The organism is Leclercia sp. M-A074-M (assembly GCF_965195605.1).
Classification (GTDB): Bacteria; Pseudomonadota; Gammaproteobacteria; order Enterobacterales; family Enterobacteriaceae; genus Enterobacter.
In genome coordinates, this window is the sequence record NZ_CBDAHM010000003.1 from 237900 (window position 1) to 249574 (window position 11675).

Below are 11675 nucleotides of genomic sequence, written 5' to 3' on the forward strand. Positions count from 1 at the left end.
GCCTTCGAGTGTCGATGATGCAATGGCGCGCAGTGTAGCAGTTTTACAGCCCTATCGCCTCTTTCAAACTTTTCAGGTAGCGACGGCTGACCGGCACCGTCTGTCCGGCGCGCAGCACCAGTTCCGCCTGACCGTTCTCTTCAAGGCGGATCTCTTTCAGATGCGCCATGTTCACCAGGTACTGGCGATGGCAGCGCAGCAGCGGCGTGCGGCTCTCCAGAGTACGCAGCGTCAGCTCGGTAAAGCCCTCTTTGCCTTCGTGGCTGGTGACAAACACCCCGCTCATCCGGCTGCTGACAAAAGCCACGTCCTCCATCTGCAGCAGATAGATCCGGCTGTGGCCGGTACAGGGGATAAACTTCAGCGGCTGCTGGTGTTCCGCCAGCAGCGATACGTCCTGCACGTTGCGCTCCTGGCGCAGGCGGTTAAGCGTTTTTTCCAGCCGCGGCTCTTCGATGGGTTTCAGCAGATAGTCAAAGGCGTGCTCTTCGAACGCTTTTACCGCGTATTCATCAAAGGCGGTGAGAAAGACAATGTAGGGTCGATGTTCCGGGTCGAGCATGCCCACCATCTCCAGGCCGCTGATGCGCGGCATCTGGATATCCAAAAACAGCACGTCGGGACGCAGCTTGTGCACGGCGCTAATGGCTTCAATGGCGTTAGCGCACTCGCCGACAATCTCAATATCGCTGTGCTCCTGCAGCAAAAATCGCAGGTTTTCTCGCGCTAACGGCTCGTCATCGACAATCAGCACATTCAACATGCGTGTTCCTCCAGAGGCAGTCGTAAGGTTATACGGGTAAAGCTGTCGGGCTCACAGGTGACGGTAATGCCGCAATCTTCGCCAAAATGGGCGCGCAGACGCTTGTCCACCAGCCCCATTCCCAGGCCTCCCCCCTCTTTTGCACCGCTATAGAGCCCGGCATTGTCTTCAATATCCAGCACCAGATAGCGGTTAAAGCGGCTGGCGGTGATGGCGATCTCGCCGGTGCCCAGCAGCTGGGAGGTGCCATGCTTGATGGCGTTTTCCACAATCGGCTGCAGGGTAAAGGCTGGCAGCTGCTGCCAGGCCAGCTCATCCGGCACCGACAGCGTCACCTGCAGGCGCGACTGGAACCGGGCCTGCTCGATTTGCAGATAGGCATTCACATGCTCAATTTCATCCGCAAGGGTGACAATTTCCGAGGGCCGCTTCAGGTTCTTACGGAAAAAGGTCGAGAGAAACTGCACCAGCTGCGTTGCCTGATCGCTGTCCCGACGGATCACTGCCTTCAGGGTATTGAGGGCGTTAAACAGAAAATGCGGGTTCACCTGAGCGTGCAGGAGCTTGATCTCCGACTGGGTGAGCAACGCCTTCTGCCGCTCATACTGCCCGGCGAGGATCTGGGCCGAGAGCAGCTGGGCGATCCCCTCTCCTAATGTTCGGTTGATGGAGCTGAACAGACGGTTTTTCGCTTCATACAGCTTGATGGTCCCCATCACCCGCTGGTTTTCACCGCGCAGGGGGATCACCAGCGTCGAGCCCAGCTTGCATTGCGGATGCAGCGAGCAGCGGTACGGCACCTCGTTACCGTCGGCGTAGACTACCTCACCAGTCTCGATGGCGCGAAGCGTATAAGCGGACGAAATCGGTCTGCCTGGCAGGTGATGGTCATCGCCGGTGCCGGTAAAAGCCAGCAGCTTTTCGCGATCGGTAATGGCGACCGCGCTGATATCCAGCTCCTGGTGCAGCACCTGCGCCACCTTCATGCTGTTCTCTTCGTTAAAGCCCTGACGCAGGATCCCCTCCGTCGAGGCCGCGACCTTCAGCGCCGTTGCCGAAAAGGCCGAGGTGTACTTTTCAAACATGGCCCGCTTATCAAGCAGGATGCGCATGAACAGCGCGGCGCCTACGGTGTTGGTGACCATCATCGGCGCGGCAATGCTGCCCACCAGATGCAGGGCATCCTCGAAGGGACGGGCGATCAGCAAAATGATCAGCATCTGCACCAGCTCGGCCACCAGGGTTATCGCGCCTGCAGTAAGGGGACTGAAGACTTTATCCGGGCGACCGCGACGGATCATCACGCTGTGGACGAGGCCGCCAAGCAGCCCTTCGACAATGGTCGAAATCATACAGCTCAGCGCCGTCATGCCGCCCATTGAGTAGCGGTGCAGTCCCCCGGTCAGCCCCACCAGTCCGCCGACAACCGGGCCGCCGAGCAGGCCGCCCATCACCGCGCCGATCGCACGGGTGTTGGCAATGGAGTCTTCGATATGCAGGCCCAGATAGGTGCCGAGAATGCAGAAGATAGAGAAGGTGACGTAGCAGAGCAGCTTGTGCGGCAGACGAACGGTGACCTGCATCAGGGGGATGAACAGGCGTGTTTTACTCATCAACCACGCGATGACCAGAAACACACACATCTGCTGAAGCAGCAGCAACACCAGATTAAATTCGTACATACCCACAAACCGCAAATTCTTAAAGCGCGTAACATACACCGAAGCGCAATAACTTTCTTTGCAGTCAAAGCACGAAAATGTGTTTTCGTGTGAGCCATCACACCTTTAGCCGAACATAATCTGATATTCGCATTTTTTTTGGGAAAAAAGAGCGAAACTTCCTGGTTCAGCATTCTCCGTCTACAGTTAATCTGGGCATGCGCAAGCCGGAGGGAAAACATGGCGCTCTACACGATAGGAGAAGTGGCACTCCTGTGTGATATCAATCCTGTGACGTTACGGGCATGGCAGCGACGTTACGGATTACTGAAACCGCAGCGAACCGACGGTGGCCACCGGCTGTTTACGGATGCGGATATCGACCGGATCCGTGAGATCAAAGGCTGGATCGATAATGGCGTCCAGGTCGGGAAGGTTAAAACGCTATTGAGCCCGGAAGGTCAGAAGGAGCAGGACATCTGGCGCGAACAACAGGAGGTGCTGCTGCGTTATCTGCAATGCGGCCATCTGCACCGTCTGCGTATATGGATCAAGGAACGAGGCAGTGAATACCCTGCGCAAACCCTTATTACCCAACTGTTCATCCCGTTACGAAGGCGTCTGCAATCGCAGCAGCCCACGCTCCAGGCACTGCTGAGCGCGCTGGACGGCGTGCTTATCAACTATATCTGTATTTATCTTGCTACGGCGCGAAAGAAGAACAGCAAAGATGCGCTGGTAGTCGGCTGGAACGTGCACGACACGACTCGCCTGTGGTTTGAAGCGTGGATTGCCGCCCAGCAGGGCTGGCGCGTCGACGTGCTGGCGCATTCGCTGGCTCAGCTGCGCCCGGAGCTGTTCGACGGACAGACGCTGCTGGTCTGGTGCGGAGAATCACCGACGGCGGCGCAGGAGCAGCAGCTGACCCAGTGGCAGGCGCACGGCTATCCCGTCTTCCCGCTGAAAGGCAATTAATGGTTCATTAACACCCGCGCTTCACCGTATAATCGCCCTGTTAACATCAGGAGCACATTATGAAGGCAACCAAAGTCGCGGTTATCACCCTCTTCTTTCTCATGGCCGTCAGCGGTATTGGGGGCGTGATGCTGGCAGGTTATTCGTTTATTGTCCGTGGCGGTGTTGGCTGAGGCTTCGTGCCAGCCGTTCGAAGGCGCGATCGACCACAATCGCCGCCAGCGCCACCAGCAGCGCACCCTGGATAATATAGGCGGTATTAAAGCCACTTAAGCCGATAATAATCGGCGTCCCCAGCGTGTTTGCCCCTACCGTTGAGGCAATGGCTGCGGTACCGATATTCACAATCACCGAGGTGCGGATCCCCGCCAGCATCACCGGCGCGGCCAGCGGCAGCTCGACGTTGCGCAGGCGCTGCCAGCCACTCATCCCCATCCCTTCGGCTACGCTGATGGCCGCCGCGGGCACTGCCGCCAGCCCCGCCAGCGTCGCCTGTAAAATCGGCAGCACCCCATAGAGGATCAGCGCGATAATCGCCGGCTGCTGGCCAAAGCCCATCACCGGTACCGCAATGGCCAGTACCGCCACGGGCGGGAAGGTCTGCCCGACGGCGGCGATGGTCTCCACCAGCGGGCGAAACTCCCGGCCCGCCGGCCGCGTTACGGCAATCCCGGCGCCTGCCCCCACCACGATGGCAAAGAGGCTGGAGATGCCGACCAGCCAGAAGTGGGCGAGCGTCAGGCTAACGAAGCTCTCCTGCTGGTAGACCGGGCGCGGCAGCTCCGGGAACAGCGCGCTGAAGAGCGGCGCGCTGTAGGGCATCAGGAACAGGAGCGCCACAAACAGCGCCACCAGCCACAGAAGTGGATCGCGTAATAGCCTCACGACGCCTCCCGGGCCAGCAGATCGCGAAACCAGAGCGTGCCGCACGGCCTTTCCTGATCGTCCACCACCGGCAGACGCTCACAGCCCTGGCTGACAAATGCCGAGAGCGCATCCCGCAGGCTCATGGAGGCCCGCAGCGGGCTGGACTCGCCCGAGGTGATTTCCGGGCGCATCGACTCGCCGACCGTGCGCAGCGACAGCAGGCGTACGCCCAGTTCGCTGCGGCCAAAAAACTCGCGCACAAATCCATTCGCCGGTCGGGTCAGCAGCGCCAGCGGCGTCCCCTGCTGCACTACCCTGCCGCTGTCCATCAGCACCAGGTGGTCTGCCAGCCGGAGCGCCTCGTCGATATCGTGCGTTACCAGAACAATGGTCCGCCCCAGAATGCGATGGATGCGGGTCATCTCCAGCTGCAACGCGCTACGGGTGACCGGGTCGAGGGCGCCAAAAGGTTCATCCATCAGCAGCACCTCCGGGTTAGCGGCCAGTGCCCGCGCCACACCGACCCGCTGCTGCTGCCCGCCTGAAAGCTGGTGCGGATAGCGCTCACGCAGGGCAGGATCCAGCCCCAGCAGCGCCATCAGTTCATCCACCCGGTCGTCAATCTGTTGCCGAGGCCATTTTTGCAGCTGCGGCACGGTGGCGATGTTGCGCGCCACCGTCCAGTGCGGGAAGAGACCGATGGACTGAATGGCATAACCCATCCGCCGACGCAGCTCCAGCACCGGCAGGCTGCGGATCTCCTGCCCGGCAAAGCGGATCAGACCGCTGTCATGCTCCACCAGTCGGTTGATCATCTTCAGGGTGGTCGATTTGCCCGAGCCCGAGGTGCCCACCAGCACCGTGAAGGCCCCTTCGGCAAAGGTCAGATCCAGATTGCTGACCGCGGGCTCGCCGGCAAAGGTTTTACTTACATCATCAAACTCAATCATCGGTTCTCCTTCGCAGCAGGGCGATCCACAGCGCAAACAGCGCGTCCACCACCACCGCCATCACGATGGTCGGTATAACGCCCAGCAGCACCAGATCCAGGGCGCTGCTCAGCAGCCCCTGGAACACCAGCGCGCCGAATCCTCCGGCGCCAATTAAGGCCGCTATCACCGCCATCCCCACGGTCTGCACCGCCACTACGCGCAGGCCGCGCAACAGCACCGGCAGGGCCAGCGGGAGCTGGATCTGCCAGAAACGCTGGCGGCTGTTCATCCCCATCGCGTCGGCGCTCTCCAGCACCTCGGCGGGCACCTGGCTGAGCCCCGCCAGCACCCCGCGCGCCAGCGGCAACAGGGCATAGAGCACCAGGGCGATCAGCGCGGGCGTCAGGCCGGTTCCGGCAATGCCCAGCGAAGACAGCCACGGCCAGGCGCGGGTCAGCCCGGCAAGCGGGGCAATCAGCAGGCCGAACAACGCCACGGAAGGGATGGTCTGAATGATATTCAGCACCGCAAACACTGGCCCCTGAGAGGCCGGACGGCGATAACAAAGCAGCCCCAGCGGCACGCCAATCAGCAGGGCCGGGATGAGGGTGCCCAGCAGCAGCGTGAGGTGCTGCTGCCCGGCATCGTTAAAGACATCCTGCCGGTTGGCGTACTCTTTCATCAGCGAGAGGGCGTTGAGTTCGCCGCTGAACAGCAGCAGCAACGGCAGGATCCAGATTTGCGCCTGCAGCAGCCAGCGCCAGAGCGGCGGCAGGTTAAGCCGACGAATGGCATCGCTGCAGGCGAGCAGGCAGAGCGCCAGCCAGAGCCACAGGCCGCTGCCCACGGCAGTGCGCGCCAGCGGACTTTCGCTGCTGGCAAGATGCGTGGCGGCAAGCCCCGCGCTCCAGACCAGCCCGGCGAACAGCAGCTCGCACACCACAAGCGTCGCCACCACTGCCCCGCGACCACGCATCAGTGCAAGCACGATTAACAGACCCGGCACAATAAGCAGCAGTGCAGGCGAGAACGCCCACACCTGCCAGACGGCACGCCCTTCCCCGGACACCAGCCGGTTCGGGGCAAAATTCACAAAGGGTAGCGCGGCTGCAGCCAGGGCAATGAGAGCCATCAGCAGCAGCACGCGGTTATGACATCTTATCGGCACAGCACAGTCCTGCGGCGGGTTATTTCACCAGCCCTTTTTGCTTCAGGTAATCTGCCGCCACTTTTTTGGCATCCAGCCCCTCGACTGCAATGCTGGCGTTCAGCTGTTGCAGGGTTTTCTCATCCAGCGTTTCAAATACCGGCTTCAGCCAGGCGTCCAGCTCCGGATAAGCCTTCAGCACCGCCTCGCGCACCACCGGCGCCGGGGCATAGATCGGCTGAACGCCTTTTGGATCGGTGAGGGTTTGCAGACCCAGCGCCGCTACCGGGCCGTCGGTACCGTAGGCCATCGCCGCGTTCACGCCCGAGGTTTGCTGAGCGGCTGCTTTGATGGTGACGGCGGTATCACCCCCCGCCAGTGAGAGCAGCTGGCTCTGATCGAGCTTGAAGTCATAGGCTTTTTCAAAGGCAGGCAGGGCATCCGGGCGTTCGATAAACTCGGCTGAGGCGGCGAGTTTGAAATCACCCTTCTCTTTCAGGTAGCGGCTCAGATCCTCAAGGGAGGTGAGTTTGCCTTTCTCCGCCACATCCTTGCGTACCGCGATGGTCCAGGTGTTATTCGCCGGAGCCGGGGTAAGCCAGATTAGCTTGTTCTGTTCGGCATCGAGTTTTTTCACTTTCTCGTAGCCATTGCTGGCATTTTTCCACGCCGGGTCATTTTCATCTTTGAAGAAGAAGGCCCCGTTGCCGGTGTATTCCGGGTAGATATCCAGTTCGCCGGAGGTGATGGCGCCACGCACTACCGGGGTAGTACCCAGCTGCACTTTATTGACGGTTTTGACGCCATGGCTCTCCAGCACCTGCAAAATAATATTGCCCAGCAGCGCCCCTTCCGTATCAATTTTCGACCCGACCTTTACCGGCTCCGCTGCCTGTAATGGCAGGCTCAACGCCGCCAGCAGCGCCGCTGAACCAACAATCCCCTTTAAAATAGTCATTCCGCTTTCCTCATGATTTTGCCGCCTTTTTCAGAGGCTTGAGAGAAAAGCGTAGTCGATAAGTGGCGTTTTAGCGCGTCTCAGGCAGTTTTAACGGCAGGGTAAGCACGCTGGCGGCAAAGTAGAGCATGGCGATCACCCACAGCGTTCCCTCCACGCCGAGGGGAGCCACGCAGAGGGTGATAATCAGCGGCCCGACAAAGTTGCTCAGGCCGGAGCCCAGATTGAGGCAGGCGATCGCCGCGCCTTTGTTATCAGGAAGCAGGGAGGGGATCAGCGCGCTGAGCGGCCCGAACGCCCCGAGCCCAATGGCATAGAGCGCTAAGGCGCAGAACAGCGCGGGCTCGCTGTTACCAGACAGCACCGGGGCGTAGCATACCGCCACCATCGCCAGACCACACAGGGTGCCGGAGAACCAGACCACCGTGTTACGCCAGCCGATGGTGTCCCCCAGCCAGCCAAAGAAGTAGCTGGCGAAAATATTAACAACGTTCACCAGCCCCCAGATGGTGAGCCACGTCGCGATACTGAAGCCAAAGCGCGGCAGGTAGACCGGCATCAGGATCACCAGCGAAAATTTGCCGATGTCGTTGATGGTTTTGACGATCACCGCGAGACGCATTTTAGGCTCCCGCAGCATCACCATGATCCCTTCGGTGAGTGCCGCCCCCATGCTGCCGCCCTGCGCCGTCTGCGGCCGATCGGGATTGAGCACCAGCGCGCAGAACGCCCCCAGTACCACAAAGATAAAGCCGCTCAACAGGGTGGCGGTTTCGCCGATCCGCGGCAACATCAGGCTGGCGTACCACGGTCCGATAATGGTCATCCCCACGCCAAAGGCGATCCAGAACCAGGAAACCGCCCGCCCCAGGATACGCGGCTCGCAGCGCTGGTTAATCCAGACCAGAAACGAGTAGGCAAACAGCGGGTAAGCCACGCCGCGCAGGGTGTAGCTGGCGACCATCAGGGGGTAGTTTCCCTGCGGCAGGGCATAGCCGATAAACGGGATCGAACCGAGAAAGTAGATCGCCGTGGCACTCCACATCAGACGACGCAGGCCCAGTACCCCCGCGCCGATCCCCGCAAACCAGGAGATCACCGCCACGCACAGGCCGAACACCGATGAGAGCAGGCTGATGTGAAACGCATCAAAGCCGCGGTTTTGCAGCATCGAGGCCAGCCAGCTTTGCTCGATGGTGGCACCGGTAATAAACAGAAAAATGCCGATAAAACCCCAGCTCAGTTCCCGGGGCAGACCCAGTCTGGCCCAGATCCCTTGCTGAATATATACGCTGTGTTCTGTCATGTGCTTCGTCCTGAAAGACCGGGGGCCCGGACCCGGTCAGGCTGTGAGGATCAGGCGTTGGTGAATTGCGGAGGGCTCTGACGCGCCATCATCCGTTTGCGGTTGAGATAGCCAACGCTGTTCTCGCCCCAGCAGTGCTCATACGGCATACCGGTCAGGCTTTCGATAACCGCACGGTTTTCCGCGCTGACGGTCGCCTTGCTGCCGCCCTGCTTCAGGCGCGCCACCTCTTCGTTCAGAATGGCGTGGGTGCGGCTGTTGATGCGGAACTGGCAGGCCGACCAGATCCCCCAGACGGTGAGGATCATCGGTAGCACAATCATGATCACTATGATCATGTTGATGGCCGACTGCGGCTGCGCGGACTGCCCGGAGACAAAGCCCGACATCTGCAAAGCCACGCCAACAAGGAAAATCGACATCGCCTGAGAGGCCTTACGCAGCAGACTCATAAAGCCGGCGAAGATCCCCTCCCGACGCTGACAGGTGAGGATCTCGTCCACGTCTGCCACGAAGGTGTAGTTATTCCATGGAATGGCGTAGATCCCGCCGCGCGCCAGGCCGGCAATCGCCGCCCCGGCATACAGCAGTACCATCCCACCGGTCTGGTGGAAGTACGCTGACACCAGCAGGGCAAAGGCCACCAGAGCCATTGAGGCCTGGGTGGCGAAGGCCCGGGACGGGGAGTAACGCAGGGTCAGCCAGGTGGCGATCCCGACGCCAAAGAATTGCAGGGCATTGATCACGCCGAGCAGGTTAGAGGCCATCACCGACGAGGTCATCAGGGCGAAGACCACGAAGTAGGTAAAGACGGAGTTGAAGATATCCTGCGCCACTGAACCGCCCAGATACATCCCGAGGTGCGATCTGAACGTTTTGATTTTCAGGGTGGAGAGGAAATCGTAATAGATATGGTACGTCCGGGTTGCCAGCGGCTCCTTCTCTTCCTCTTCACTGTGGGCTTCGCTCTGCTGGATCTCCTCCAGCGAACGTTCCCAGGTGCCGAAGTAGACAAAGAACAGTACGATCATAAAGGAGACGGTGAAAATGGCGCCGGTATAAAAGAATGACGCTGACGACTCCGGCCCGAAGTATGCCACCAGACGTCCCGGCAGGAAGGCGGCAGCAAAACCGGCCAGTTGGGCGATATACATGCGGGCGCTGGTGAGTTTTGAGCGCTTTTTGAAGTCGGAGGTCATCTCTGCCGACAGGGTGTCGTACGGGATGATGATCATGGTGTAAACGATCTCAAACAGGATGTAGAACAGCAGGTACATCCAGTAATTGAAGCCCTCCACCCACAGCAGGCTGTAGACCGACACCAGCGGAATGCTGGCCAGCAGGAAGAAGCGGCGACGGCCAAAGCGTCGGCCCAGCGCCGTCTTATGGAAGTTATCGGAAATGTAGCCGATGACCGGACACATGATCACATCGACAATACGCGCCACCGCAAACAGCGAGCCCGCCTGAATCGGCGTCAGCCCGCAGAAGGTGGTTAAGAAAAACAGCAGCCAGGCGCTGACCAGCGTGAAGGCACCGGAGCCAATCACATCTGCCAGCCCGTAACAGACATAGTTACGCAGTTTAATTTCTCGCACTTTTTTTATCATTTTGTATTCCCTGTATTCGCCGGGTAAGTTCGGATGCTCTCTTCATCCCAGCCCGCAGGTAACGGCAGCGGACGGGCAATCTGGATGACGTGCAGCTGTAATCCCTCAACACCTGCGGCATAGAGCGCGGGCAGTCCGTGCGGATAGCGTTCTACGCCGTAGGCGCGCCCCGTTTGCGGGTTAACGCGCCAGGCGTTATCCAGTCCCATCCCTGTCGGGCGCGCGGGGTTACAGGGAGGGCGCACGTCATAGCAGCCCTGCTCCTCGCTGGCGCTCAGGCGCTGAGAGAAGCTCAGCCCGTTAAAGGTGATGTCGTGAATGGCGCCCGGCACGTCGCTGTGTAGGTTGATAGCCCCTTCCCCGCTTCCGCTGAGGCTTAAGAACGTGACCTGGCTTATCTCGCCGGGCGCGACGTTGGGCGCGCGGTGGCGGACGGAGACAAAGACCGGATCGGCTTTTCCCCAGTGGCAGGGATCGCCGTGCCGGCAATCAAAGACGATATTGCTGAACAGCATCTGGCTGAACCGTCCGCCGTCGCGGGAGACCAGGCCGATGGCGCGGTTGGATTCGAAAATGACGCAGTTGCTGACCACCAGGTTGCGGATGTCGGCAAAGGTCTCGGTGCCCACTTTGATGGCGCAACTTTTTGAGCGAATGATGCAGTTATTGACCGTGACGTTCTCCATCGGCTGCTGCAACGCTGCGCTTTTGGCGGTGGTCTTCAGGCAGATGCCGTCGTCGGCGGCGCTGAAATAGCTGTCGCTGAGGTGCACATGCTGGCAGCTGTCGAGATCCAGCGCATCGGTATTGGAGAGCGCCAGATCGTTATCAATGGTGATCTGTTTGATAAAAACATGCCTGCAGCTGACCAGGTGCACGGTCCACATGGGTGCGTCGTACAGCGTGATATCGGCGATCCGCACCTGCTCGCACCCTTCCAGCACCAGCATGCGCGGACGATGGGTTTTCGGCTGACGGTAGCCCTGGGCGTCCGGCGCTGGCGCAAACCAGGCGCTGGCATTGCCGTCGATGCAGCCTGGACCGCACAGGGTCAGGTGATGGGCATCACGCGCATAGAGGAGCGCCATTCTGGAAAGCTCGGCCATGCTTTGGGTTTCGCAGGCCTGGTAGTCCGCCTCATGGGGGCTCGCCAGCAGACGCGCACCGGCTTCCAGATGCAGGGTGAAGTTTGACGGTAATACCAGCGTGCCCGTCAGGTAGGTACCCGGCGTGATCACCAGCGTACCGCCACCGGCCTGGGCGAGGGTCGCAATCAGCCCCTGGAGGAGATCGGTGACGGGAGTCAGACCGCTGCGGTCGAGAACGACATTTTCTAACGAGAGCTTCATGTTGATACCTGTCAGCTGTTAAGTGACAGGCATTTAACGCCGTTTTATCCCCCTGCTCGCGGGCCCTGTCTGGGGATTTTGAGCGAAGAGTGAAGATCGTCACGCCA

General features: G+C 60.1%; 11 protein-coding genes. 2 read left to right on the forward strand and 9 right to left on the reverse strand.

Annotation, left to right across the window (positions count from 1 at the left end):
• Positions 1–43 precede the first annotated feature (43 nt).
• Both btsR and ACOKCT_RS07850 read right to left on the reverse strand, forming a co-directional pair.
• The gene (btsR, locus tag ACOKCT_RS07845; protein WP_103180279.1) at positions 44–763 is read right to left on the reverse strand and encodes a two-component system response regulator BtsR; all 720 of its coding nucleotides are present in this window, start codon (positions 761–763) and stop codon (positions 44–46) included.
• Positions 757–2445, reverse strand: coding sequence for a sensor histidine kinase (locus tag ACOKCT_RS07850; protein WP_103180281.1), 1689 nt, complete (start codon positions 2443–2445; stop codon positions 757–759). Before ACOKCT_RS07850 ends, btsR begins: the two co-directional genes overlap by 7 nt.
• Before the next feature lie 219 nt (positions 2446–2664).
• Between ACOKCT_RS07850 and mlrA the strand changes: the two genes are divergently transcribed.
• Positions 2665–3399 (forward strand): HTH-type transcriptional regulator MlrA, encoded by a 735-nt coding sequence (mlrA, locus tag ACOKCT_RS07855; RefSeq protein ID WP_103180283.1) that lies wholly within the window; start codon positions 2665–2667, stop codon positions 3397–3399.
• 59 nt (positions 3400–3458) lie between these two features.
• On the forward strand, positions 3459–3572 hold the full coding sequence (locus ACOKCT_RS07860) for a protein YohO (RefSeq protein WP_072036698.1): 114 nt from the start codon (positions 3459–3461) through the stop codon (positions 3570–3572).
• On the opposite strand, the gene ACOKCT_RS07865 is transcribed toward ACOKCT_RS07860, so the two are convergent.
• The 7 genes from ACOKCT_RS07865 to ACOKCT_RS07895 all read right to left on the reverse strand — a co-directional run bounded on the left by ACOKCT_RS07865 (position 3547) and on the right by ACOKCT_RS07895 (position 11568).
• On the reverse strand, positions 3547–4284 hold the full coding sequence (locus ACOKCT_RS07865) for an ABC transporter permease (protein ID WP_159339581.1): 738 nt from the start codon (positions 4282–4284) through the stop codon (positions 3547–3549). The genes ACOKCT_RS07860 and ACOKCT_RS07865 overlap by 26 nt on opposite strands.
• Positions 4281–5216, reverse strand: coding sequence for an ABC transporter ATP-binding protein (locus ACOKCT_RS07870; RefSeq protein ID WP_103180286.1), 936 nt, complete (start codon positions 5214–5216; stop codon positions 4281–4283). Before ACOKCT_RS07870 ends, ACOKCT_RS07865 begins: the two co-directional genes overlap by 4 nt.
• Positions 5209–6366 carry an ABC transporter permease gene (locus ACOKCT_RS07875; RefSeq protein WP_103180288.1) on the reverse strand — a complete coding sequence of 386 codons (1158 nt, stop codon included), beginning with the start codon at positions 6364–6366 and terminating at the stop codon, positions 5209–5211. Before ACOKCT_RS07875 ends, ACOKCT_RS07870 begins: the two co-directional genes overlap by 8 nt.
• Before the next feature lie 19 nt (positions 6367–6385).
• Complete coding sequence (osmF, locus tag ACOKCT_RS07880) at positions 6386–7303, reverse strand: ABC transporter substrate-binding protein (protein ID WP_103180290.1); 918 nt, start codon at positions 7301–7303, stop codon at positions 6386–6388.
• Positions 7304–7373: 70 nt separating this feature from the next.
• On the reverse strand, positions 7374–8609 hold the full coding sequence (locus tag ACOKCT_RS07885) for an MFS transporter (protein WP_159339582.1): 1236 nt from the start codon (positions 8607–8609) through the stop codon (positions 7374–7376).
• A 50-nt stretch (positions 8610–8659) separates the two neighbouring features.
• Positions 8660–10219, reverse strand: a complete 1560-nt coding sequence (locus ACOKCT_RS07890; RefSeq protein ID WP_159339583.1) for an MFS transporter — start codon at positions 10217–10219, stop codon at positions 8660–8662.
• A complete protein-coding gene (locus ACOKCT_RS07895) occupies positions 10216–11568 on the reverse strand; it encodes a glycoside hydrolase family 28 protein (protein WP_159339584.1) in 1353 nt (450 codons plus the stop codon). Before ACOKCT_RS07895 ends, ACOKCT_RS07890 begins: the two co-directional genes overlap by 4 nt.
• Positions 11569–11675 lie beyond the last annotated feature (107 nt).

Excerpts from the sequence above, each read along its gene's own strand:
- btsR (WP_103180279.1), bottom strand. The coding sequence starts at position 763 with ATGTTGAATGTGCTGATTGTCGATGACGAGCCGTTAGCGCGAGAAAAC.
- ACOKCT_RS07850 (WP_103180281.1), bottom strand. The coding sequence starts at position 2,445 with ATGTACGAATTTAATCTGGTGTTGCTGCTGCTTCAGCAGATGTGTGTG.
- mlrA (WP_103180283.1), top strand. The coding sequence starts at position 2,665 with ATGGCGCTCTACACGATAGGAGAAGTGGCACTCCTGTGTGATATCAAT.
- ACOKCT_RS07860 (WP_072036698.1), top strand. The coding sequence starts at position 3,459 with ATGAAGGCAACCAAAGTCGCGGTTATCACCCTCTTCTTTCTCATGGCC.
- ACOKCT_RS07870 (WP_103180286.1), bottom strand. The coding sequence starts at position 5,216 with ATGATTGAGTTTGATGATGTAAGTAAAACCTTTGCCGGCGAGCCCGCG.
- osmF (WP_103180290.1), bottom strand. The coding sequence starts at position 7,303 with ATGACTATTTTAAAGGGGATTGTTGGTTCAGCGGCGCTGCTGGCGGCG.
- ACOKCT_RS07885 (WP_159339582.1), bottom strand. The coding sequence starts at position 8,609 with ATGACAGAACACAGCGTATATATTCAGCAAGGGATCTGGGCCAGACTG.
- ACOKCT_RS07890 (WP_159339583.1), bottom strand. The coding sequence starts at position 10,219 with ATGATAAAAAAAGTGCGAGAAATTAAACTGCGTAACTATGTCTGTTAC.
- ACOKCT_RS07895 (WP_159339584.1), bottom strand. The coding sequence starts at position 11,568 with ATGAAGCTCTCGTTAGAAAATGTCGTTCTCGACCGCAGCGGTCTGACT.